This window comes from Pseudomonas sp. B35(2017) (genome assembly GCF_002113645.1).
Taxonomy (GTDB): Bacteria; Pseudomonadota; Gammaproteobacteria; order Pseudomonadales; family Pseudomonadaceae; genus Aquipseudomonas; species Aquipseudomonas ekonensis.
On the sequence record NZ_NEIZ01000010.1, the window covers coordinates 71,952 to 93,503 of the forward strand.

A 21,552-nucleotide genomic window follows, 5' to 3' on the forward strand; every position below is an offset into this window, starting at 1 on the left:
GCCTATTTGTCCGGGCTGTCGATGGTCAGTGTCTGCGGCGCGGTGGTGCTGCTCGCCAATGGCTGGCTGCGGCCGACCCACTCTCCCGCCGTCGGTTGACCGGCACGGGAAACGCGCGCAACCAGTTGGACTTCAGGGAAGTTCGACAGTTTCAACTGCGGCATCATCGCGTCGGCATCGCCCAGCTCGACGGTCACCGGCAGGTCCGCGACGGTCAGGCGCTTGGCCGCCAACGGCGCCGGAGGGCCCGAAGTGGCGCGGGCGAAGATGAACACGCTGTCGCCCGGCTGCACCTTGCCCTTGAGCTCGCTGGCCAGGGCCACGCTGACCTTGAGCCGCGCAGCCGCCTTCGGCGCCGGTGCCTGGGCGACCTTGCCGCCGCTGGCCACCAGTTTCTCGGTGGCGCGGTCGATGCCGCCCTGCAGGGCTTCGCGGGACTTGTCTTGGGGCGGCAGTTGCGCCAGCAGACGGTTCCAGTAATCGATGGCTTCCTGGTAGCGCTCGCCTTCGAAGGCAGCGATGCCCAGCAGGCCGAGGCTGGTGACTTCCTTCGGATCGGCCTTCAGCGCCTCGTCGGTCAGGGCCTTGACCTTGTCCGACCATTTCTTGCCGTCGGCGAAATACTGCGCCTGGGCCCATTGGCCCAGTAGCTCCGGCTGACGCCCGGCCAGGTTGACGGTGCGCTCGAACATCTTCGCCGCGTCCGCCGGCCGGTCCTGGGCCATGTAGGTGCGGCCGAGGAAGTACAGGCCTTCGGCCGAGTCCGGTTGCGCCTCCACCGTGCGCTCAAGGCGCCGGGTCATCTCTTCCATCGACTGCGGCGCCTGGGCGAACTCCCGGGTCAGCTCGACCTTGTCGCTGGCGCCGAAATGCAGGTACAGCCCCAGGCCCAGCACCGGCACCAGTACGGCCGCCAGCAGCGGCAACGGCTTGCCCAGACGGGAAACCCGCGCCGGCGCCACGCCTTCGGTGTCGGCCAGCAGCTCACGGGCCGCCTCGGCGCGGCCGCTGTCCATCTGCGCGGCGTCGAGCACGCCTTCGGCCTGCTGCGCCTGCAGCTCGGCCACGCGTTCCTGGTACAGCGCGACGTTCAGGGCGGTGCGGTCTTCCTCGCGCTGGGCACGGTGGCCGCGCAGCACGGGAATCAGCAGAAAACTCAGGGCGACCAGAAGCAACAGCCCTGCGGCGAGCCAGAAATCAATCATTCTTGGTTTTTATCCAACAGTTGGTCGAGGCGCTGGCGCTCTTCGGCGGACAGCGAGGACGGCGTCTCGGCGCGTTGCCCGCGACGGCGGCGCACGATCACGGCGATCACCGCCAGGCCGCCGAGCAGCAGCCCGGCAGGGCCGAACCACAGCAACGCGGTCTTGGCGTTGAGCGCCGGCTTGTAGCGGACGAAATCACCGTAGCGGTCGACCATGAAGTCGATGATCTGCTGATTGTCCTTGCCCTCGCCAAGCATGCGGAAGATCTCCTTGCGCAGGTCGGCGGCGATCGGCGCGTTGGAGTCGGCGATGTCCTGGTTCTGGCACTTGGGGCAACGCAGTTCCTTGGTCAGTTCGCGAAAGCGCTCGCGATCCGCGTCCTTGGCGAACTGGTAGGTGTCGATGGCCGCATGGGCCACGCCGGCCAGGCTCAGGCCCAGGACAGCGGCGGCGATCCAGCGCTTCATGGCGTGGCCTCGTCGACCAGCGCCTGGTACTTGGCCGCCAGTTTTTCCCGCCAGACCTGCTCGTCGATCACCCCCACGAACTTGTCGCGGATGATCCCCTTGGCGTCGATGAAGAAGGTTTCGGGGGCACCGTACACACCGAGGTTCAGGCCCAGGGAGCCTTCGTCGTCGCGGATGTCGAGGCGGTACGGATTGTGGAACTCGGCCAGCCATTTCAGGGCGTCGGCGTTGGTGTCCTTGTAGTTGATGCCGTAGATCACCACGCCGCGCTCAGCCAGTTTGTTCAGCACCGGGTGCTCGACCCGGCAGGAAATGCACCACGTGCCCCAGACGTTCACCAGGGCCGGCTTGCCGAGGATGTCGGCGCGGGTCAGGGTCTTGTCGCCCTGCACCGCCGGCAGGGAGAACTCCGGAAACGGCTTGCCGATCATCGCCGACGGCAGTTCCGCAGGATCCAGGTACAGGCCGCGGTAAAGGAAAACGGCCACCAGCAGGAACACCGCCAGGGGCACCAGCATCAACCAACGTCTCATGCAGCGGCTCCTTCCATGCCCAGCGCTTCGCGCACCCGGCTTTTGACTTTGACCCGGTAGCGCCGGTCCAGCGCCGCGAGCACGCCGCCCAGACCGGTCAGCAACCCGCCGAACCAGATCCAGCGCACGAACGGCTTGACGTGCACCCGCACCGCCCAGGCGCCGTCGCCCAGCGGCTCGCCCAGGGCGACATAGAGGTCACGGGTGAAACCGGCGTCGATCCCCGCTTCGGTCATCATCGAACTCTGCACGGTGTACAGACGTTTCTCAGGATGCAGCACGCTGACTTCCTTGCCGTCGCGCAGGACGCGGACAGTGCCCTTGTCGGACGTGAAGTTCGGCCCCTCGAAGTGCTTGGCGCCTTCGAAGACGAACCGGTAACCGGCCAGCTCCATCGACTCGCCCGGTTCCAGGCGCAGGTCGCGCTCGGCGCTGTTCTGGCTCGACAGCACCACGCCCAGGGCGCAGACGGCGATGCCCACGTGCGCCAGGTGCATGCCCCAATAGCTGCGGGTCAGGCTCGGCAAGCCCTTGATCAGGCCCTTGTGGCGGGTCTTGTCGACAATGTCGCGCACGCTGGCCAGCAGCACCCAGGCGGCCAGCAGGAACGTGGCCAGCACCGCCCAATTGAAATCGCCGTAGGCCACGCCGGCCACCACCGCCAGGCCGACGCTGCCCAGCAGCACCGGGGCCAGCATGCCCGCCAGCCATTTCACCGGCGTGTCCTTCCAGCGCACGATCACCCCGACCGCCATCACCACCATCAGCAACGCCATCAGCGGGATGAACAGCGCGTTGAAGTACGGCGGCCCGACCGACAGCTTGGCGCCGCTCAACGCATCGAGCACCAACGGATACAGGGTGCCGAGCAGAATCATCGAGGCCGCCACGACCAGGATCAGGTTGTTGCCCAGCAGCAGGGTTTCGCGCGACCACAGGTTGAAGCCGACCTGGCTCTTGACCACTGGCGCGCGCAGCGCGAACAGCGTCAGCGAGCCGCCGACCACGAACAGCAGGAACATCAGGATGAACACGCCGCGCTCCGGATCCGAAGCGAACGCGTGCACCGAGGTCAGCACGCCGGAACGCACGAGGAAGGTGCCGAGCAGGCTCAAGGAGAATGCGGCGATGGCCAGCAGCACCGTCCAGCTCTTGAACACGCCGCGCTTTTCGGTGACGGCCAGCGAGTGGATCAGGGCCGTGCCCACCAGCCACGGCATGAACGAGGCGTTTTCCACCGGATCCCAGAACCACCAGCCGCCCCAGCCGAGCTCGTAGTAGGCCCACCACGAGCCGAGGGTGATGCCGATGCCCAGGAACGCCCAGGCGACGATGGTCCACGGCCGCGACCAGCGCGCCCACGCCGCATCGAGCCGGCCGCCGAGCAGCGCGGCGATGGCGAAGGCGAAGGCCACCGAGAAGCCGACATAGCCCATGTAGAGCATCGGCGGGTGAACGATCAGGCCGATGTCCTGCAGCAGCGGGTTGAGGTCGCGGCCGTCGGCCGGCACCTGCGGCAGGATCCGCGAGAACGGGTTGGAGGTGATGATCAGGAACAGCAGGAAGCCTGTGCTGATCATGCCCATCACCGCCAGCACGCGGGCCAGCATGACCTGCGGCAACTGCCGGGAGAACACCGACACCGCGAAGGTCCAGCCGCCGAGGATCAGCGCCCACAACAGCAGCGAGCCCTCGTGGGCGCCCCACACGGCGCTGAACTTGTAGTACCACGGCAAGGCGCTGTTGGAGTTCATCGCGACGTAGGCCACGGAGAAGTCGTCGGTCATGAACGCGTAGGTCAGGCAGCCGAAGGCGAACACCAGGAAGGCGAACTGCCCCCACGCCGCCGGCTGGGCCAGGCCCATCCACAGGCGGTCGCCGCGCCAGGCGCCGAGCAGCGGCACCACCGCCTGCACCAGCGCCAGGCACAGCGCGAGGATCATGGCCAGGTGGCCGAGTTCGGGTATGAAGATCGCGGACGTCATGGTTCAGCCCTCCTTCGCCGGTGCCGGCACCGACTGGCCGCTGTCTTTCAGGGCCTTGGTCACTTCCGGCGGCATGTACTTCTCGTCGTGCTTGGCCAGCACCTCATCGGCCACCACCACGCCGTCGGCGTTGAGCTTGCCGAGGGCGACGATGCCCTGCCCTTCGCGGAACAGATCCGGCAGGATGCCGCGGTAGGTGATGGTCACGGACTTGTTGAAGTCGGTGACGACGAAGCGGACGTCCAGGGAATCCGGGGAACGTTGCAGCGAGCCCTGCTCGACCATGCCGCCGGCGCGGATGCGTGTGTCGTGCGGCGCTTCGCCGTTGGCGATCTGGGTCGGGGTGTAGAACAGGTTGATGTTCTGCTGCAGGGCGCTCAGGGCCAGGCCGACGGCGGCGCCGACCCCGACCAGGATCGCCAGGATGATGATCAGACGTTTCTTGCGCAGCGGATTCACTTGCCGTTCTCCCGGCGCAGACGACGCGCCTCCTGTTGCAGATACCGCTTGCGGGCCAGGATCGGCGCCGCGACGTTGAGGGCCAGCACCGCCAGGCAGATGCCGTAGGCCGACCAGACATACAGGCCGTGATGGCCCATGGCGAGGAAATCGCCGAATGACGCGAAACTCATCGGGCGGCCTCCAGGCTGTGCTGCACTTCTTCTTTGACCCAACTGGCGCGGGCCTCGCGCTTGAGCACCTCAAGGCGCATGCGCATGAGCAGCACCGCGCCGAAGAAGCAATAGAAGCCCAGTGCCGTCAGCAGCAGCGGCAGCCACATCTCGACCGGCATCGCCGGCTTTTCGGTGAGGGTGAAGGTCGCGCCCTGGTGCAGGGTGTTCCACCACTCCACCGAGTACTTGATGATCGGGATGTTGATCACGCCGACGATGGCCAGCACCGCGCAGGCCTTGGCGGCGCTGTCGCGGTTGCTGATGGCGTTGCCCAGGGCGATGACGCCGAAATAGAGGAACAACAGGATCAGCATGGAGGTCAGGCGCGCGTCCCAGACCCACCACGAACCCCAGGTCGGCTTGCCCCAGATCGCTCCGGTGACCAGCGCCACGGCGGTCATCCAGGCGCCGACGGGCGCGGCGCATTGCAGCGCGACATCGGCCAGCTTCATCTTCCAGACCAGCCCCACCACCCCGCACACCGCCAGCATCACGTAGATCGACTGAGCGAGCATCGCGGTGGGCACGTGGATGTAGATGATGCGAAAGCTGTTGCCTTGCTGATAGTCCGGCGGCGCGAAGGCCAGCCCCCAGACGACGCCGACGGCGATCAGCAGCACCGCCGAAATGCCGAGCCACGGCAGCATTCTGCTGCTGATGCCGTAAAACCACTTGGGCGAGCCGAGCTTGTGAAACCAGGTCCAGTTCATACTGTTTCCATCACGGGTGCCCTTCGCTGTGAAGGGCCTGGGTCTTTGCTGATCAAATATTGATCAGACCTCATCATTATTCGCCGACGCTGATCTTCAGGCCAGCCGCTATTGCAAAGGGTGTCAGGGTGATCGCCAGGGCGGCCAGGCTGCCGAGCCACAGGAGATAACCGGTCGCCGGCATGCCCTGCAGCGCCGCCTGCAAGGCGCCGCTGCCCAGGATCAGCACCGGGATGTACAACGGCAGGATCAGCAGCGCCAGCAGCAGCCCGCCCCGCTTCAACCCCACCGTCAGCGCCGCGCCCACCGCACCGAGCAGGCTCAGCACCGGCGTTCCCAGCAGCAGCGAAAACAGCAGCACCGGCAGACAGGCGGTCGGCAGGCCGAGCATCAATGCCAGCAAGGGAGAGAGCAAAACCAGTGCCAGCCCCGAGAACAGCCAGTGTGCCAGCACCTTGGCCAGTACCAGAAGAGGCAGGGGGTGCGGCGAAAGGACCCACTGTTCCAGGGAGCCGTCCTCGAAATCGCTGCGGAAAAGCCCGTCCAGCGAGAGCAGGACCGACAACAGCGCCGCCACCCAGACTAACCCCGGGGACAGGTTTTGCAACACTTGTGTTTCCGGGCCGACGGCCAGCGGGAACAGCGCGATGACGATGGCGAAGAAAATCAGCGGATTGGCCAGCTCCGCCGGGCGGCGGAACAGCAGGCGGGATTCGCGGGCGACCAGCAGTCCGAACACACTCATGCCGCCCAATTCCCCAGATCGATGTCGCGGTAGCCGGCCGGCGTCCGGCCCAGCGTGTGGTGGGTGGTCAGCACCACCAGGCCGCCGCGCCCGCAGTGCTCGGCCAGGTGCGCTTCGAGCTGCGCCACGCCCGACTTGTCGAGGGCGGTGAAGGGTTCGTCGAGGATCCACAGCGGCGGGCTGTCCAGGTACAGGCGCGCCAGCGCCACGCGACGCTGCTGGCCGGCGGACAGGTTATGGCAGGGAACGTCTTCGAAACCGCGCAATCCGACCGCCGCCAGGGCCTGCCAGATCGCCTCCTTGGGGGCGGGCCGATGCAGGGCGCAGAGCCAGGCCAGGTTCTCTTCCGGCGTGAGCAGGTCCTTGATGCCGGCGGCATGGCCGATCCACAGCAGGTTGCGCGCCAGTTCGCTGCGTTGCTCGGCCAGCGGACGGCCATTGAGCAGCACCTGACCGCCGGTCGGTTGCATCAGGCCGGCGAGCAGGCGCAACAGGCTGGTCTTGCCGCTGCCGTTGGGACCGCTGATCTGCACCATATCGCCACTGGCCAGTCTCAAATCGAGATTTTCGAACAGAAGCCGCAGGTCTCGCTCGCACGCGAGGGCAACGGTTTGCAGGACAGGACTGGTCAAGGGTTCACGGGCCTTATACGGTTCAAGTCGGCTCTGGCGCGGCCGTTAAAGAGTTGCAGCATAGATGCAATGACGGCCTGATCTAGAGAGCTGCGTCAAACAATTGCAATGTTTTTTGAACGAAGCGAAAGACGGGCGGCATTATACATGCCGTGCCTTACTCCAAAGAGCGCATTTTCCTCAGGTTGTGTCCGCGTATGACAGGCGAAATGAACATTCTCCCGATGCCGCAAACGCCTCCGGCGACGGCCCGGCCCCCGGTGATCAGCGGCGAGCTGCTCAAGCTGCTGACGCCGGTGGACGGGCTGATCGCCGCCGGGCAGAGCGCCCGGGCCGAGGTGCTGTCGCTCAAGCAGGCGGACCAGACCTTTGAGCTGCTGCTCAAGGTGACGCTCGACAGCGGCCGCCAGACCACGGTACAGGCCACCAGCGCCCAGCCGTTTCCCCAAGGCACCAGCCTGGCGGTCATGCAGCCCTCGGCGGGCAACCTGGCCATCACGGTGCAGCAGGCCATCGCCAGCAGCGTCGCCGCCCTCACCCGCATCGACACCGCGCAACTGCCGGTCGGCACACTGCTGCAAGGCAAGGTGCTGACTGCCCAGGCCCTGCCGCAGGCGCCGGGGCAACCGACGGTGTACCGCTCGCTGGTGACGCTGCTGAACACCGCGCTGCGCGGCAGCACCCTGACCCTCGACAGCCCGCAGCCGTTGCGCATCGGCACGCTGCTGTCGGCGCTGGTGCAAGACACGCAAACCCTTAAGTTCCTGCCCCTGAGCAGCCGCCAGGAACAACTGGCGGTGAGCCAACAGCTGGCCAGCCAGCAAAGCCGCCAAGGCTCCCTCGACGGACTGCTCAAGCTGCTGCAGAACCTGCCGCCGGCCACGGACCAGACCTCGGCCGACCTGCGGGCCGCCGTCGGCAAACTGCTCGCCGGCCTGCCCGACGCCCAGCAACTGAGCACCCCTAGGGGCCTGGCCCAGGCATTGGCCAACAGCGGCGCATTCCTTGAAGCCAAATTGCTCACCGGGCAGAACCCGACGCTGGCGCCGGACCTCAAGGGCGATCTGCTCAAGTTGATCGCACAGCTCACGCCGGGCCTGCCGAGCAGCACCAGCTTCAACGCGATCATCGCCGCCAACACCCTGGCGCAGGCGTTGCCGAGCTTCGTGCGCAACGCGCTGGGCACCCTCGGCCAGGTCAGCGCCAAACCCGTGCCGGGCGGCTTCCCGCTGCCCGAACGGTTGCTGCAAAGCCTGGAGGGCGAAGGCGATCTGGAGCAGCTGTTGCGCTTGGCGGCGGCCGCCGTCTCCCGCCTGCAGAGCCATCAGCTGTCGAGCCTGGAACAGACCGGCCTCACCGACGACGGCCGGCTGCTGAGCACCTGGCAACTGGAGATCCCGATGCGCAACCTGCAGGACATCGTGCCGCTGCAGGTCAAGTTCCAGCGCGAAGAAGCGCCCGAGAAGGAACAACCGGAGGAACGCCGGGAGAACGACCGCGAACGCAAGCAACCGCTGTGGCGCGTCGACCTGGCCTTCGACCTGGAACCGCTGGGCCCGCTGCAGGTCCAGGCGCAACTGACCGGCGGCAGCCTGTCGAGCCAGCTGTGGGCCGAACGGCCGTACACTGCCGAACTGATCGAAAGCCAACTGCACGCACTGCGTCAGCGTCTGCTGGATGCCGGGCTCAACGTCGGCGACCTCGACTGCCACCTCGGCACCCCGCCGCAAGGCAGCCAAACCCGCCTCGAACACCGCTGGGTCGACGAAACCGCATGAACGATTCCACTGCTCCACGCCAGGCCATCGCCCTCCAGTACGACGGCAGCCACGCCCCCACCCTCACCGCCAAGGGCGATGACGAACTGGCCGAAGAAATCCTGCGCATCGCCCGCGACTATGAGGTGCCGATCTACGAGAACCCGGAGCTGGTGCGCCTGTTGGCGCGGCTGGAGCTGGGCGACAGCATTCCCCAGGAGCTGTACCTGACGATCGCGGAGATCATTGCGTTTGCCTGGAACCTGAAGGGCAAGTTCCCGCAGGGGTTCGACCCGCAGGCGCCGAGGGTCGAGAAGGACGTCACCGAGCGCGGCGACGATTACTGAGTTTTCAAGGGTGCCTTCACGAACAAGCCCGCTCCTGCGTTGATCGCGGGAGCGGGCTTGTTCGTGAATGACGATGCCTGCCCGAGTGCAGGCATCAGCTTCTGTGCAGCTTGCTCATCAGCTCCGCCTCGGCCTGGGTCAGGCCGCAGGACTGGGTGAGTTCATCGACGCTGGCACCCATGCCGACCAGTTTCGCCGCCTGGGCGAACGACAGGCTGGACGGGTCGCGCTGCTCCAGCTGAGAGATCTTGTCCGGCAAGGGACTGACCACCGCGCGCAGCTCGTGCAGGTCTTCGCCCATGCGCACGTTGCCGTTCTGGTAATCGTCGACACGCTTGGCCAGCTCCTTGATGCGCTGGTCACGCAGCGCATCGCCCTGGGCCTGCTGCGCAGCGATCAGCCGCTGCGCCTTGATGTACGCCAGAAACATCGCCAGCGTGCCCGCCCAGAACAGGAACAGGACAATGACCGCCACCTCGAGAATCAATCAGATGTTCTCCAGTTCCGACCATTCTTCTTCGGTCATCATCTTGTCCAGCTCGACCAGGATGAGCAACTCGTTGTTCTTGTTGCACACGCCCTGGATGAACTTGGCCGACTCTTCGTTGCCGACGTTCGGCGCGGTCTCGATCTCCGACTGGCGCAGGTAAACCACTTCAGCCACGCTGTCGACCAGGATGCCGACGACTTGCTTGTCGGCTTCGATGATGACGATACGAGTGTTGTCGCTGACTTCGCCGCTCATCAGGCCGAAGCGCTGACGGGTGTCGATCACGGTCACCACGTTGCCGCGCAGGTTGATGATGCCCAGCACGTAGCTCGGCGCGCCCGGCACCGGAGCGATTTCGGTGTAGCGCAGGACTTCCTGGACGCGCATCACGTTGATGCCGTAGGTCTCGTTGTCGAGCTTGAAGGTCACCCATTGCAGGATCGGATCTTCGGAACCCTTTGCATTCGTCGCCTGATTACTCATACCTGACCCCTCAAATTACCGCCTCTGGCGGTGTGTGTTCGGTTGGCGGCATTTCAATAACGCCGTCGCATGCTTGTTATGTCGGCAGCTACGCCGGTTTGTGTAGTGGCTTGCTGCCGCTCATGTGTTTTGCCCCGCCACTGGCGATCAACTCAGCCAGCGCGGAAACGTCCAGCAGTGCACACATGTGCTCAATCACCGTGCCGGCGAGCCATGGCCGCTGACCTCGATGACTTCTCCATTTGATTTCATTCGGGTCCAGACGCAGCGAGCGGCTGACCTGATGCACCGCCAGGCCCCATTCGTAGCCCTGGACCGAAATCACGTATTGCAGACCCTGGCGGAAATCGTCGCGGTAGCGGTCAGGCATGACCCAGCGCGCGGTGTCGAGCACCTTCAGGTTCCCGGACTGGCTCGGCAGGATGCCGAGGAACCATTCCGGCTGACCGAACAGCGGCGTCAGGTCGTGGCCGGCCAGCGAATAGATCGAGCCCAGGCATACCAGCGGCACCGCCAGGGTCAGGCCCGCGACGTCGAACAACAGGCACTCGAAGGCTTCGGACGCCCAGGCCGGACGGCCGTCGGTGTCGGTCGGCGGCGGTGTGTTGCTCGGCGGCAGATGCACTTCGACCAATGGCGCGACAAGCGTCGGCTCGGCAGGCGTCGCCACCGGTGCCGGCGCAGGTGCCGGCTCGGGCTCGGGCTCTGCGGGCAGGGTCGCCGGCTGCAAGAGGCGTGTCTGCAACAGCGGCGCCAGGGTCGAGAGCGGCGCGCGCGGCTGCGGCTCCTCCAGCAGCGCGACCGGCGGCTTGCTCACCGCGGCGGCTTTCGGGGCGGCCGCGGGCGCCGAAACGCTGGCGGCCTTCTCGGCGTCACGCGCCTGCTCTTCGAGCACGGCGGCCTGGAACTCATCGAGGGCGGCGTTTTCCGGCGCCGGCGGCACCGCTTCGGCCGGCGCCTCAAGCGCCTCGGGAACGTCCTGCAGCAGGCCGTCCAGATAGGACTGCAGCGCCTGCTGCGGGCGTGTGGTGAGCTTGATCGGGCGGTTCATCGACGGACATCGCCCGACTGGAGCACCGCGTCGCCTGCTGTGCGGGCGAGCCCGGCTCCACAGGTGAGGTGCGAATCGAAAAGAGACGGACGGGTCAGGGTCATGTCACGCCACCTGCGCAACGGACTGCTGCGCCAGCAAGTGCTTGAGCAGCGCGCGGTAGGCCAGCACGCCGCGGCTCTTGCCGTCGAACTGCGAAGGCGTGACGCCGGCGCGGCTGGCGTCGCGCAGGCGGGTGTCGACCGGGATGTAGCCCTGCCAGATCTCTTCGGGGAATTTGTCGCGCAGGATGCGCAAGGTGCCCATCGACGCCTGGGTGCGGCGGTCGAACAGGGTCGGCACGATGCTGAACGGCAGCGCCTGCTTGCGCGAGCGGTTGACCATCGCCAGGGTATTGACCATGCGCTCCAGGCCCTTGACCGCCAGGTGTTCGGTCTGCACCGGGATCACCAGTTGCTGACTGGCGGCCAGGGCGTTGACCATCAGCACGCCGAGCAGCGGCGGGCTGTCGATGATGGCGTAGTCGAAGTCCTGCCACAGCTGCGCCAGACTCTTGGCGATCACCAGGCCCAGGCCGCTCTGCCCCGGCGACTGGCGCTCCAGGGTGGCCAGCGCGGTGCTGGACGGCAACAGGGAAATGCGCTCGTCGCTGGTGGACAGCAGCAGTTGGCCCGGCAGGCCTTCCGGCACGCCGCCCTTGTGCAGGAACAGGTCGTAGTTGCTGTGCTCCAGGCTGTCGGGATCGTAACCGAAATAGCTGGTCATCGAGCCGTGGGGGTCGAGATCGACCACGACCACGCGCTTGCCCGCCTCGGCCAGCAACCCGGCTAAAGCGATGGAGGAAGTGGTTTTACCGACACCACCCTTTTGATTGGCGACTGCCCAGACTCTCATTCGGATCGTTCCACCCGGCCGGGATGCCCGGCCGAGACATAGCTCAGCGTATTAATGCGGGTGACGGAGAATTGACGGCACTCTCGCGTCCCGACGTCTTGGCCGGGTTCGGTGCAGTTTGTGTGCCAGCCCGCTTCAGTGCCGCGTCCGGCGTCGCATGGGCGGTGCCGGTGCCGGTCAGGCTGCGGCGCACATCCAGGTTGCGCGACACCACCAGCACCACGCGGCGGTTCTTCGCCCGGCCTTCGGCGGTGGCGTTGTTGGCCACCGGCTGGAATTCGCCGTAGCCCACCGACGCCATGCGGCCGGGGTTCACGCCCTGCATCGCGAGCATGCGCACGATGCTGGCCGAACGCGCCGAGGACAGCTCCCAGTTGGTCGGGTACTGGGCGGTGCGGATCGGCTGGTCGTCGGTGAAGCCTTCGACGTGGATCGGGTTGTCGAACGGTTTGAGGATCGCCGCGACCTTGTCGATGATGTTGAACGCCACATCGCTCGGCATCGCGTCGCCGCTGCCGAACAGCAGGCTGGAGTTGAGCTCGATCTCGACCCACAGCTCGTTGCCGCGCACGGTCATCTGGTTGGAGGCGATCAGGTCGCCGAACGCGGCGCTGATGTCATCGGCGATGCTTTTCAGAGGGTCGCTGGCACCGGCGATGCCAGCGTCGACCTGCTCCGAATCCTTGACCAGCGGCTTGGCCGGGGTCACGGTCTTGGGGCGTTCCTCACCGATGGGGATGGGCTTGAGCGCGCGGTCGGCGTCGGTGAAGACCCCGATCAGCGCCTCGGAAATGATCTTGTACTTGCCTTCGTTGATCGAAGAGATCGAGTACATGACCACGAAGAACGCGAACAGCAAGGTGATGAAGTCCGCGTAGGACACCAGCCAGCGTTCGTGGTTGACGTGTTCTTCATGCTGCCGGCGACGAGCCATAGTCCATTACCCCCATCAATCCATGAAGCCCTGAAGCTTCAGCTCGATAGAGCGAGGGTTTTCACCTTCGGCGATCGACAGGATCCCTTCCAACAACATTTCGCGATAACGCGACTGCCGCAACGCGATTGACTTCAGCTTGGCGGCGATCGGCAGCAGCACCAGGTTGGCGCTCGCCACACCATAGATGGTGGCGACGAACGCCACGGCGATGCCGTTGCCCAGCTGCGACGGATCGGCCAGGTTGCCCATCACGTGGATCAGGCCCATCACCGCACCGATGATGCCGATGGTCGGCGCGTAGCCGCCCATGCTTTCGAACACCTTGGCCGCCTCGACGTCGCGGGCTTCCTGGGTGAAGAAGTCCACCTCCAGGATGCTGCGGATCGCTTCCGGCTCGGCGCCGTCGACCAGCAGTTGCAGGCCCTTGCGCGAATAGGCGTCGGGTTCGGCGTCGGCCACGCCTTCCAGCCCCAGCAGGCCTTCCTTGCGTGCGGTGAGGCTCCAGTTGACGACGCGGTCGATGCCGCCGGCCAGGTCGACCCGCGGCGGGAAGAAGATCCACGCCAGGATCTGCATGGCGCGCTTGAAGGCGCTCATCGGCGACTGCAGCAGCGCGGCGCCGATGGTGCCGCCCAGCACGATCAGCGCCGCCGGCCCGTTGGCCAGCGCGCCGAGGTGGCCGCCCTCAAGGAAGTTGCCGCCGATGATGGCGACAAACGCCATGATGATCCCGATAAGGCTTAGAACATCCATCAGATACACGCCTCGACGATGTGCTTGCCGATGTCGTCCAGACCGTACACCGCGTCGGCCAGGTCAGCCTTGACGATGGCCATCGGCATGCCGTAGATCACGCAGCTGGCTTCGTCCTGGGCCCAGACGGTGCTGCCGCCCTGCTTGAGCAGGCGCGCACCTTCACGGCCGTCGGCGCCCATGCCGGTCAGCACGACCGCCAGAACTTTGTCGCTGTAGGACTTGGCGGCGGAACCGAACGTGATGTCCACGCACGGCTTGTAGTTCAGGCGCTCGTCGCCCGGCAGGATCTTCACCGCGCCGCGGCCGTCGATCATCATCTGCTTGCCGCCCGGGGCCAGCAGCGCCAGGCCGGGACGCAGGATGTCGCCGTCCTCGGCTTCCTTGACGCTGATGCGGCACAGTTTGTCCAGACGCTCGGCGAAGGCCTTGGTGAACGCCGCCGGCATGTGCTGGATCAGCACGATCGGTGCCGGGAAGTTGGCCGGCAGCTGGGTGAGCACCCGCTGCAGGGCCACCGGGCCGCCGGTGGAGGTGCCGATGGCGACCAGTTTGTAGGCCTTGCGTTTCGGTGCCGGCGACGAAGCGCTGGCCGCCGGTGCGCGTGCAGGCGCAGGAGCAGGCGCCGGACGGGCCGGTGCGCTGGTGCTGTGGCCGCTGAAGCTTGACGCCGCCGGAGCAGGCGCAGGCGTCGGCGCTGCGGCCGGCGCCGGCGCGCTGTAGGCGCTGAAACGCCGGTTGCTGCGCGAGATGCTGTGCACCTTCTCGCACAGCAGTTGCTTGACCTTCTCCGGGTTGCGGGAGATGTCTTCGAAATTCTTCGGCAGGAAATCCACCGCGCCGGCATCCAGCGCGTCCAGGGTCACCCGGGCGCCTTCATGGGTCAGCGAGGAGAACATCAGCACCGGGGTCGGGCAGCGCTGCATGATGTGCCGCACGGCCGTGATGCCGTCCATCATCGGCATCTCGTAGTCCATGGTGATCACATCGGGCTTGAGGGCCTGAGCTTGCTCGATCGCCTCTTTACCGTTGGTCGCCGTACCGACGACCTGGATGGTCGGATCCGCCGAAAGAATTTCCGAGACGCGGCGGCGGAAAAAACCCGAATCGTCCACCACCAGGACTTTGACTGCCATAAACACTCCATTAGGTGCAGCGAGGCGCTGGCGCCCCGCTGCCCCGGATTCAAATACGCCGTGCGGCGTAACGCTTGAGCATGCTCGGAACATCGAGAATCAGCGCGATGCGGCCGTCACCGGTGATGGTGGCGCCGGACATGCCCGGAGTCCCTTGAAGCATCTTGCCCAACGGCTTGATGACCACTTCTTCCTGGCCGACCAGTTGATCGACGACGAAGCCGATCCGCTGGGTGCCCACCGAAAGGATCACCACATGGCCTTCGCGCGGCTCTTCGTGAGCCGCGGAGCTGACCAGCCAGCGCTTGAGGTAGAACAGCGGCAGCGCCTTGTCCCGCACGATCACCACTTCCTGGCCGTCCACCACGTTGGTGGTCGACAGGTCGAGGTGGAAGATTTCATTGACGTTCACCAGCGGGAACGCGAACGCCTGGTTGCCGAGCATCACCATCAGGGTCGGCATGATCGCCAGGGTCAGCGGCACCTTGATGACGATCTTCGAGCCCTGTCCCTTGGTCGAGTAGATGTTGATCGAACCGTTGAGCTGGGAAATCTTGGTCTTCACCACGTCCATGCCCACGCCGCGGCCGGACACGTCGGAGATCTCGGTCTTGGTCGAGAAGCCCGGGGCGAAGATCAGGTTGTAGCACTCGGTGTCGCTCAGGCGGTCCGCCGCATCCTTGTCCATCACGCCGCGTTTCACGGCAATGGAACGCAGGACGTTCGGGTCCATGCCCTTACCGTCGTCGGAGATCGACAGCAGGATGTGGTCGCCTTCCTGCTCGGCCGCCAGGATCACCTTGCCGCCGCGGGGCTTGCCCGACTCTTCGCGCTCTTCCGGCGACTCGATGCCGTGGTCGACTGCGTTGCGCACCAAGTGCACCAACGGGTCGGCCAACGCCTCGACGAGGTTCTTGTCCAGGTCGGTCTCTTCGCCGACCAGCTCCAGGTTGATCTCTTTCTTGAGCTGGCGCGCCAGGTCGCGGACCAGGCGCGGGAAGCGGCCGAACACTTTCTTGATCGGCTGCATCCGGGTCTTCATCACGGCGGTCTGCAGGTCCGCGGTGACCACGTCGAGGTTCGACACGGCCTTGGACATGGCTTCGTCGCCGCTGTTGAGGCCCAGGCGCACCAGACGGTTACGCACCAGCACCAGCTCGCCGACCATGTTCATGATCTCGTCGAGGCGCGCGGTGTCGACCCGCACGGTGGTCTCGGCTTCGCTCGTCGGCTTTTCCGGCGGCGGAGCGGCCGGGGCACGGGCCGGCGCAGGCGCGGCGGCAGCAGCCGGCTTCGGCGTTTCGGCCTTGGCCTCAGGCGCCTTGGCGGCCGGTTTCGGTGCCGCTGCCGGGGCCGGGGCCTTGGCAGCCGGCGCGGCAACCGCAGCCGCGCTGCCCGCCGTCACCGGCGCACCGGTGTTGACGTCGGTGAACTTGCCTTTGCCGTGCAGCTCGTCGAGCAGCGACTCGAACTCGTGGTCGCTGATCAGGTCGCTGCCGGCGGCAGCGGCGGCCGGGGCCGCAGCAGCCGGGGCCGGAGCCGACGCGATCGCCGATTCCAGCGCTTCGACGGCGAAGTTGCCCTTGCCGTGCAACTGGTCGAGTAAGGCTTCGAATTCGTCGTCGGTGATGTCCGAGCTGTCGCCCGCCGCCGGGGCCGCCGCAGCGGGGGCCGCCGGGGTGACCGCGTCCGGCGCGAACTGGCCTTTGCCGTGCAGCTGGTCGAGCAGCGACTCGAACTCGGCGTCGGTGATTTCGTCGCTGGCCGCCTCGTCACCCGCAGGCGCAGGCGCAACGGCAGCCGCCGGGGCCTCGGCTTCGGCCTTGACGGCGCTCAGCGAGTCCAGCAGTTGTTCGAATTCGTTGTCGGTGATGTCGCCCGAACTGTCTTCGACGACCAGTTCTTCGATCATCTCGGCCACCGGCGATGCCGGCGCCTCATCGGCCGACTGCGGCTCGGCCAGGCGGGCCAGGGCCGCCAGCAGTTCCGGGGTGGCGGCGGTGATCGGGCTGCGGTCGCGGACTTCGCCGAACATGCTGTTCACCGAATCCAGCGCCTCAAGCACCACGTCCATCAGTTCCGCATCAACGCGACGCTCACCCTTGCGCAGGATGTCGAACACGTTTTCGGCGATGTGGCAGCACTCCACCAGCTCGTTGAGCTGAAGGAAGCCGGCGCCCCCTTTTACAGTGTGGAAACCGCGAAAAATTGCGTTGAGCAGATCTGCGTCGTCCGGCCGGCTTTCCAGCTCGACCAGTTGTTCGGACAGTTGCTCAAGAATCTCGCCGGCCTCAACCAGGAAATCCTGAAGGATCTCTTCATCGGCGCCGAAGCTCATTAAGGGGTGCTCCTAGGTCTAAAAACCCAAAAAAACTCAAAATCCAAGGCTGGATAACAAATCGTCCACATCGTCCTGACCGGACACAACGTCTTCTCGTTTATCGGCATGAATCTGCGGACCTTCACCCTGCGAGAGATGTTTTTGTGGATCTTTTTCGGCAAGCATCGCCGCACGGTCATGTTCGATGCCCGCAAAGCGGTCCACCTGACTGGCCATGAGCACGAGCTTGAGCAGATTGCTTTCGACTTCGGTGACCAGTTGGGTCACGCGCTTGATCACCTGACCGGTCAGATCCTGGTAGTCCTGGGCCAGCAAGATGTCGTTCAGGTTGCCCGACACCGCCCGGCTGTCCGCGCTGCTGCGCGCCAGAAAACCGTCGACCCGGCGGGCCAGTTCGCGGAACTCTTCGGCCCCGACCTCGCGACGCATGAACCGGCCCCAGTCGGCGCTCAGCGCCTGGGCTTCGTCGGCCAACGCGTTGACCACCGGCGTTGCGCTCTCCACCAGATCCATGGTGCGGTTGGCGGCGCTCTCGGTCAGCTTGACCACATAACCGAGACGCTCGGTCGCATCGGTGATCTGCGACACCTCTTCGGCCTGGGGCATGTGCGGATCGATATGGAAATTGACGATCGCACTGTGCAGCTCGCGTGTGAGCTTGCCCACTTCCTGGTACAGGCCGCGGTCACGGGTCTGATTGAGCTCATGGATCAGTTGCACGGCCTCGCCGAACTTGCCCTTTTCAAGGCTGTCGACCAACTCGACCGCGTGTTTTTTCAGCGTCGACTCGAAGTCGCCCTGTGAAGACTCTTTATGCTCCATAGCTCCCCCGCGCGTTCATCAGCCGATGCGTTCGAAAATCTTCTCGATCTTTTCTTTCAGCGCCTGGGCCGTGAATGGTTTGACCACGTAGCCGTTGACGCCGGCCTGGGCCGCTTCGATGATCTGCTCACGCTTGGCTTCCGCCGTCACCATCAGGACCGGCAGGTGCTTGAGGCGCTCGTCGGCGCGCACCTTGCGCAGCAAGTCGATGCCGGTCATGCCGGGCATGTTCCAGTCGGTGACCAGAAAATCGAAGTGCCCGCTTTCCAGCATCGGCAACGCGGTGTTGCCGTCGTCGGCCTCGGCGGTGTTGGTGAACCCCAGGTCACGCAGCAGGTTCTTGATGATCCGCCGCATCGTTGAGAAATCGTCAACGATGAGGATTTTCATGTCTTTGTTCAATTCGACCTCCAAGCAGTCTTAAACGCGCCCGGCAACGGGACGCGCCATTTCATTCAATCCGGCAAGGCACTCTCGATGACTGTCTGGAGCACAACGGATCGAGACCGGTGCCGCTCACCACCGCACCAGCCTCGTTCGCAGTGTCCCCACACTGCCTTCAGCGCGCTCGCCACTCCCCCAAACGCCCCCGCAAACGGGCCGCGCACTGGCTGTGCAACTGGCTGACCCGCGATTCGCTGACGCCAAGGACCTCACCGATTTCCTTGAGGTTCAGTTCCTCGTCGTAGTACAGCGCCAACACCAGTCGCTCGCGCTCCGGCAAATTGGCAATCGCGTCCGCCAGCGCTGCCTGGAAGCGTTCGTCTTCCAGATCGCGCGACGGCTCAAGATGAGCACTGGCGCCATCCTCATGCAGCCCTTCGTGTTCGCCGTCCTGCAGCAGGTCGTCGAAACTGAACAGCCGGCTGCCCAGGGTGTCGTTCAAAATCCCGTAGTAATCGTCGAGACTCAATTGGAGTTCGGCCGCAACCTCGTGATCTTTAGCGTCACGGCCGGTTTTAGCTTCAATCGCGCGAATCGCGTCGCTGACCATGCGGGTATTGCGGTGAACCGAGCGCGGTGCCCAGTCCCCTTTGCGCACTTCATCAAGCATCGCGCCGCGGATCCGGATGCCCGCGTAGGTCTCGAAACTGGCGCCCTTGCTGGCGTCGTATTTGTTCGAGACTTCGAGCAGGCCGATCATCCCGGCCTGGATCAGGTCTTCGACCTGCACGCTGGCCGGCAGCCGCGCCAGCAAGTGGTAGGCGATGCGCTTGACCAGCGGCGCATAACGCTCGATCAGTTCGTACTGCGCATCACGCGCCGACTTCTTGTACAGGTTCATACCGCTGGCGGTCATAGCACAGGCCCTGCCGTTTGCTGCACGAGGCGCTCGACGAAAAACTCGAGGTGACCGCGCGGGTTGGCGGGCAGCGGCCAGGTGTCGACCTTTTGAGCGATCGCCTTGAAGGCCAGGGCGCACTTGGAACGCGGAAAGGCTTCATAGACCGCACGCTGCTTCTGCACCGCCTTGCGCACGCTTTCGTCGTAAGGCACCGCGCCGACGTATTGTAGGGCGACGTCCAGGAAGCGATCCGTGACCTTGGTCAACTTGGCGAACAGGTTGCGCCCTTCCTGCGGGCTCTGGGCCATGTTCGCCAGCACGCGGAAGCGGTTCATGCCGTAATCGCGGTTGAGCAGCTTGATCAGCGCGTAGGCGTCGGTGATGGAGGTCGGCTCGTCGCAGACCACCAGCAGCACTTCCTGGGCGGCGCGCACGAAACTGACCACCGAGTCACCGATACCCGCAGCGGTGTCGATCACCAGCACGTCGAGATTGTCGCCGATGTCGCTGAACGCCTGGATCAGTCCGGCATGCTGGGCCGGGCTCAGGTGCACCATGCTCTGGGTGCCCGAGGCGGCCGGCACGATGCGGATCCCGCCCGGGCCCTGCAGCAGCACGTCGCGCAGCTCGCAGCGGCCTTCGATCACGTCGGCCAGGGTGCGTTTGGGTGTGAGGCCCAGCAGAACGTCGACGTTCGCCAGACCTAGGTCGGCGTCCAGCAGCATGACCCGACGGCCAAGCTCTGCCAGCGCCAGGGACAAGTTCACTGACACGTTAGTCTTGCCGACGCCACCTTTGCCGCCGGTCACCGCGATCACCTGTACGGGATGCATGCTGCCCATGTTATTTCTTTACCTTGTCTTGCATAGACGGAGGCCACATTACTGGCTGCGCGTTCACAACCGGAACAATGCGTGGCAGGCCATCGATGTAGGTACAAAAACTGTTCATTACCTCAGCCGACCTGCTTGGTCGGGCTGTGGTAGATATCAGCGAACATGTCAGCCATGGCTTCTTCGCTGGGTTCTTCCTGCATTTGCACGCTGACGGCGCGGCTGACCAGTTGGTGACGGCGCGGCAGATGCAGGTCATCCGGGATCCGCGGGCCGTCGGTCAGGTAGGCGACCGGCAGTTCGTGGCTGATCGCCAGGCTCAGCACTTCGCCAAGACTGGCCGTCTCATCCAGTTTAGTCAGGATGCAACCGGCGAGCCCGCAACGCTTGTAACTGTGATAAGCGGCGGTCAGCACCTGTTTCTGGCTGGTGGTGGCCAGAACCAGATAGTTCTTGGAGCGGATGCCGCGGCCGGCCAGGCTTTCCAGCTGCATGCGCAGCGCCGGATCGCTGGCCTGAAGGCCGGCGGTGTCGATCAGCACCACGCGCTTGCGCAGCAGCGGATCCAGCGCCTGCACCAGGGACTGGCCCGGATCGACGTGGGTCACCGACACATTGAGGATCCGGCCCAGGGTCTTGAGCTGTTCCTGGGCGCCGATGCGGAAACTGTCCATGCTCACCAGCGCGATGTTCTGCGCGCCGTACTTGAGCACGTAACGCGCCGCGAGCTTGGCCAGGGTGGTGGTCTTGCCCATGCCGGCCGGGCCGACCATGGCGATCACCCCGCCCTCTTCCAGCGGCTCGACCTCCGGCACGCCGATCATCCGGGCCAGGTGCGCCAGCAGCATGCGCCATGCCTGACGCGGCTCCTCGACGTCGCTGATCATCGCCAGCAGGTCGCGCGACAGCGGGCCCGACAGGCCGATGCGCTGCAGTCGGCGGTACAGGTTGGCCTGGGCTGGACGGTTGCCCTGCAACTGGTTCCACGCCAGGGTGCCGAGCTGGACTTCCATCAGCTCGCGCAGGCTGTTGAGCTCCGAACGCATCGAGTCGAGGGCGCGCGGATCGACACCGGCCGGGGCCGGCGCAGGCGCCGGTGCGGGACGGGCCGGCGCGGCGTAGGTCGGTTCCGACAGCGGTTCGGCGGCGGTCAGCGGCAGGCCCGCGGTCAACGGCAGCCCGGCGAACAGCTGGCGGTTGGTGTTGCCGTCGGCTTCGCCGCGCAGGCTCAGCTCGGCCTGGGCGGTGACGATGCGCGACTGGGTCTTGCGCAGCTCGTCTTCGAGCTCCATGTTCGGCACGCGCGGGGCCAGCGCCGACAGTTTGTAATCCAGCGCCGCAGTCAGCTCGACACCGCCGGCGATGCGGCGGTTGCCGATGATGGCGGCATCAGCGCCCAGCTCATCACGAACCAGCTTCATGGCCTGACGCATATCGGCGGCGAAAAAACGCTTAACTTGCATAAACCACTA

The 21,552-nt window shown here is 65.4% G+C and carries 24 protein-coding genes; 2 read left to right on the top strand and 22 right to left on the bottom strand.

The features are described from left to right. Positions 1–2: 2 nt before the first annotated feature. The 9 genes from ccmI to ccmA all read right to left on the bottom strand — a co-directional run bounded on the left by ccmI (position 3) and on the right by ccmA (position 6,951). Entirely contained in the window at positions 3–1,205 is a 1,203-nt protein-coding gene (gene ccmI, locus CAG41_RS17650; RefSeq protein WP_085707265.1) for a c-type cytochrome biogenesis protein CcmI, read from the bottom strand. After that, positions 1,202–1,672 (bottom strand): cytochrome c-type biogenesis protein, encoded by a 471-nt coding sequence (locus CAG41_RS17655; protein ID WP_085577776.1) that lies wholly within the window; start codon positions 1,670–1,672, stop codon positions 1,202–1,204. Before CAG41_RS17655 ends, ccmI begins: the two co-directional genes overlap by 4 nt. Next, complete coding sequence (locus tag CAG41_RS17660) at positions 1,669–2,205, bottom strand: DsbE family thiol:disulfide interchange protein (RefSeq protein ID WP_085577777.1); 537 nt, start codon at positions 2,203–2,205, stop codon at positions 1,669–1,671. Before CAG41_RS17660 ends, CAG41_RS17655 begins: the two co-directional genes overlap by 4 nt. After that, a complete protein-coding gene (locus CAG41_RS17665) occupies positions 2,202–4,190 on the bottom strand; it encodes a heme lyase CcmF/NrfE family subunit (protein ID WP_085640266.1) in 1,989 nt (662 codons plus the stop codon). The genes CAG41_RS17660 and CAG41_RS17665 overlap by 4 nt, the downstream gene beginning before the upstream one ends. 3 nt (positions 4,191–4,193) lie before the next feature. Further along, positions 4,194–4,649: a cytochrome c maturation protein CcmE gene (gene ccmE / locus CAG41_RS17670; protein WP_085577779.1), complete on the bottom strand. Its 456-nt coding sequence runs from the start codon at positions 4,647–4,649 to the stop codon at positions 4,194–4,196. Continuing rightward, positions 4,646–4,822 carry a heme exporter protein CcmD gene (ccmD, locus tag CAG41_RS17675; protein ID WP_008055370.1) on the bottom strand — a complete coding sequence of 59 codons (177 nt, stop codon included), beginning with the start codon at positions 4,820–4,822 and terminating at the stop codon, positions 4,646–4,648. Before ccmD ends, ccmE begins: the two co-directional genes overlap by 4 nt. Further along, positions 4,819–5,574 carry a heme ABC transporter permease gene (locus tag CAG41_RS17680; protein WP_085577780.1) on the bottom strand — a complete coding sequence of 252 codons (756 nt, stop codon included), beginning with the start codon at positions 5,572–5,574 and terminating at the stop codon, positions 4,819–4,821. The genes ccmD and CAG41_RS17680 overlap by 4 nt, the downstream gene beginning before the upstream one ends. A 76-nt stretch (positions 5,575–5,650) precedes the next feature. Further along, positions 5,651–6,319 carry a heme exporter protein CcmB gene (gene ccmB / locus CAG41_RS17685; protein ID WP_085577887.1) on the bottom strand — a complete coding sequence of 223 codons (669 nt, stop codon included), beginning with the start codon at positions 6,317–6,319 and terminating at the stop codon, positions 5,651–5,653. Continuing rightward, positions 6,316–6,951, bottom strand: coding sequence for a cytochrome c biogenesis heme-transporting ATPase CcmA (ccmA, locus tag CAG41_RS17690; protein ID WP_085577781.1), 636 nt, complete (start codon positions 6,949–6,951; stop codon positions 6,316–6,318). The genes ccmB and ccmA overlap by 4 nt, the downstream gene beginning before the upstream one ends. Positions 6,952–7,148: 197 nt before the next feature. Between ccmA and CAG41_RS17695 the strand changes: the two genes are divergently transcribed. Both CAG41_RS17695 and CAG41_RS17700 read left to right on the top strand, forming a co-directional pair. Next, positions 7,149–8,729 carry a flagellar hook-length control protein FliK gene (locus CAG41_RS17695; protein WP_085577782.1) on the top strand — a complete coding sequence of 527 codons (1,581 nt, stop codon included), beginning with the start codon at positions 7,149–7,151 and terminating at the stop codon, positions 8,727–8,729. After that, positions 8,726–9,055, top strand: a complete 330-nt coding sequence (locus tag CAG41_RS17700; protein ID WP_085577783.1) for an EscU/YscU/HrcU family type III secretion system export apparatus switch protein — start codon at positions 8,726–8,728, stop codon at positions 9,053–9,055. The genes CAG41_RS17695 and CAG41_RS17700 overlap by 4 nt, the downstream gene beginning before the upstream one ends. 94 nt (positions 9,056–9,149) lie before the next feature. Here CAG41_RS17700 and CAG41_RS17705 read toward each other — a convergent pair whose 3' ends face one another. From CAG41_RS17705 to flhF, 13 genes are all read right to left on the bottom strand, one after another. After that, positions 9,150–9,542, bottom strand: coding sequence for a DUF2802 domain-containing protein (locus CAG41_RS17705; protein WP_085577784.1), 393 nt, complete (start codon positions 9,540–9,542; stop codon positions 9,150–9,152). Next, entirely contained in the window at positions 9,543–10,028 is a 486-nt protein-coding gene (locus CAG41_RS17710) for a chemotaxis protein CheW (protein WP_085577785.1), read from the bottom strand. An 88-nt stretch (positions 10,029–10,116) separates the two neighbouring features. Further along, the gene (locus CAG41_RS17715; protein ID WP_085694612.1) at positions 10,117–11,079 is read right to left on the bottom strand and encodes a CheW domain-containing protein; all 963 of its coding nucleotides are present in this window, start codon (positions 11,077–11,079) and stop codon (positions 10,117–10,119) included. A gap of 105 nt (positions 11,080–11,184) precedes the next feature. Further along, a complete protein-coding gene (locus CAG41_RS17720; RefSeq protein ID WP_085577787.1) occupies positions 11,185–11,973 on the bottom strand; it encodes a ParA family protein in 789 nt (262 codons plus the stop codon). A 43-nt stretch (positions 11,974–12,016) separates the two neighbouring features. Further along, complete coding sequence (motD, locus tag CAG41_RS17725; RefSeq protein WP_085577788.1) at positions 12,017–12,907, bottom strand: flagellar motor protein MotD; 891 nt, start codon at positions 12,905–12,907, stop codon at positions 12,017–12,019. A 15-nt stretch (positions 12,908–12,922) separates the two neighbouring features. Continuing rightward, a complete protein-coding gene (locus CAG41_RS17730; RefSeq protein WP_085577789.1) occupies positions 12,923–13,663 on the bottom strand; it encodes a flagellar motor protein in 741 nt (246 codons plus the stop codon). Beyond that, positions 13,663–14,799, bottom strand: coding sequence for a chemotaxis response regulator protein-glutamate methylesterase (locus CAG41_RS17735; RefSeq protein WP_085577790.1), 1,137 nt, complete (start codon positions 14,797–14,799; stop codon positions 13,663–13,665). Before CAG41_RS17735 ends, CAG41_RS17730 begins: the two co-directional genes overlap by 1 nt. 49 nt (positions 14,800–14,848) lie before the next feature. Then, positions 14,849–17,137, bottom strand: coding sequence for a chemotaxis protein CheA (locus CAG41_RS17740; RefSeq protein ID WP_085707266.1), 2,289 nt, complete (start codon positions 17,135–17,137; stop codon positions 14,849–14,851). Between the two features lie 36 nt (positions 17,138–17,173). After that, positions 17,174–17,962 (bottom strand): protein phosphatase CheZ, encoded by a 789-nt coding sequence (locus CAG41_RS17745; RefSeq protein WP_085577792.1) that lies wholly within the window; start codon positions 17,960–17,962, stop codon positions 17,174–17,176. Positions 17,963–17,980: 18 nt separating this feature from the next. Continuing rightward, on the bottom strand, positions 17,981–18,352 hold the full coding sequence (locus tag CAG41_RS17750; protein WP_085577793.1) for a chemotaxis response regulator CheY: 372 nt from the start codon (positions 18,350–18,352) through the stop codon (positions 17,981–17,983). 169 nt (positions 18,353–18,521) lie between these two features. Next, positions 18,522–19,262, bottom strand: coding sequence for an RNA polymerase sigma factor FliA (gene fliA / locus CAG41_RS17755; protein ID WP_085577794.1), 741 nt, complete (start codon positions 19,260–19,262; stop codon positions 18,522–18,524). After that, the gene (gene fleN, locus CAG41_RS17760) at positions 19,259–20,089 is read right to left on the bottom strand and encodes a flagellar synthesis regulator FleN (protein ID WP_003222917.1); all 831 of its coding nucleotides are present in this window, start codon (positions 20,087–20,089) and stop codon (positions 19,259–19,261) included. The genes fliA and fleN overlap by 4 nt, the downstream gene beginning before the upstream one ends. A gap of 113 nt (positions 20,090–20,202) precedes the next feature. After that, positions 20,203–21,543 (bottom strand): flagellar biosynthesis protein FlhF, encoded by a 1,341-nt coding sequence (flhF, locus tag CAG41_RS17765; protein WP_085577795.1) that lies wholly within the window; start codon positions 21,541–21,543, stop codon positions 20,203–20,205. Positions 21,544–21,552 lie beyond the last annotated feature (9 nt).

What these genes read in the sequence shown, in the direction of transcription:
- ccmI (WP_085707265.1), bottom strand. Translation starts at nt 1,205, where the DNA reads ATGATTGATTTCTGGCTCGCCGCAGGGCTGTTGCTTCTGGTCGCCCTG.
- CAG41_RS17655 (WP_085577776.1), bottom strand. Translation starts at nt 1,672, where the DNA reads ATGAAGCGCTGGATCGCCGCCGCTGTCCTGGGCCTGAGCCTGGCCGGC.
- CAG41_RS17660 (WP_085577777.1), bottom strand. Translation starts at nt 2,205, where the DNA reads ATGAGACGTTGGTTGATGCTGGTGCCCCTGGCGGTGTTCCTGCTGGTG.
- CAG41_RS17665 (WP_085640266.1), bottom strand. Translation starts at nt 4,190, where the DNA reads ATGACGTCCGCGATCTTCATACCCGAACTCGGCCACCTGGCCATGATC.
- ccmD (WP_008055370.1), bottom strand. Translation starts at nt 4,822, where the DNA reads ATGAGTTTCGCGTCATTCGGCGATTTCCTCGCCATGGGCCATCACGGC.
- CAG41_RS17680 (WP_085577780.1), bottom strand. Translation starts at nt 5,574, where the DNA reads ATGAACTGGACCTGGTTTCACAAGCTCGGCTCGCCCAAGTGGTTTTAC.
- ccmB (WP_085577887.1), bottom strand. Translation starts at nt 6,319, where the DNA reads ATGAGTGTGTTCGGACTGCTGGTCGCCCGCGAATCCCGCCTGCTGTTC.
- CAG41_RS17695 (WP_085577782.1), top strand. Translation starts at nt 7,149, where the DNA reads ATGACAGGCGAAATGAACATTCTCCCGATGCCGCAAACGCCTCCGGCG.
- CAG41_RS17700 (WP_085577783.1), top strand. Translation starts at nt 8,726, where the DNA reads ATGAACGATTCCACTGCTCCACGCCAGGCCATCGCCCTCCAGTACGAC.
- CAG41_RS17710 (WP_085577785.1), bottom strand. Translation starts at nt 10,028, where the DNA reads ATGAGTAATCAGGCGACGAATGCAAAGGGTTCCGAAGATCCGATCCTG.
- CAG41_RS17715 (WP_085694612.1), bottom strand. Translation starts at nt 11,079, where the DNA reads ATGAACCGCCCGATCAAGCTCACCACACGCCCGCAGCAGGCGCTGCAG.
- CAG41_RS17720 (WP_085577787.1), bottom strand. Translation starts at nt 11,973, where the DNA reads ATGAGAGTCTGGGCAGTCGCCAATCAAAAGGGTGGTGTCGGTAAAACC.
- motD (WP_085577788.1), bottom strand. Translation starts at nt 12,907, where the DNA reads ATGGCTCGTCGCCGGCAGCATGAAGAACACGTCAACCACGAACGCTGG.
- CAG41_RS17730 (WP_085577789.1), bottom strand. Translation starts at nt 13,663, where the DNA reads ATGGATGTTCTAAGCCTTATCGGGATCATCATGGCGTTTGTCGCCATC.
- CAG41_RS17735 (WP_085577790.1), bottom strand. Translation starts at nt 14,799, where the DNA reads ATGGCAGTCAAAGTCCTGGTGGTGGACGATTCGGGTTTTTTCCGCCGC.
- CAG41_RS17740 (WP_085707266.1), bottom strand. Translation starts at nt 17,137, where the DNA reads ATGAGCTTCGGCGCCGATGAAGAGATCCTTCAGGATTTCCTGGTTGAG.
- CAG41_RS17745 (WP_085577792.1), bottom strand. Translation starts at nt 17,962, where the DNA reads ATGGAGCATAAAGAGTCTTCACAGGGCGACTTCGAGTCGACGCTGAAA.
- CAG41_RS17750 (WP_085577793.1), bottom strand. Translation starts at nt 18,352, where the DNA reads ATGAAAATCCTCATCGTTGACGATTTCTCAACGATGCGGCGGATCATC.
- fliA (WP_085577794.1), bottom strand. Translation starts at nt 19,262, where the DNA reads ATGACCGCCAGCGGTATGAACCTGTACAAGAAGTCGGCGCGTGATGCG.
- fleN (WP_003222917.1), bottom strand. Translation starts at nt 20,089, where the DNA reads ATGGGCAGCATGCATCCCGTACAGGTGATCGCGGTGACCGGCGGCAAA.
- flhF (WP_085577795.1), bottom strand. Translation starts at nt 21,543, where the DNA reads ATGCAAGTTAAGCGTTTTTTCGCCGCCGATATGCGTCAGGCCATGAAG.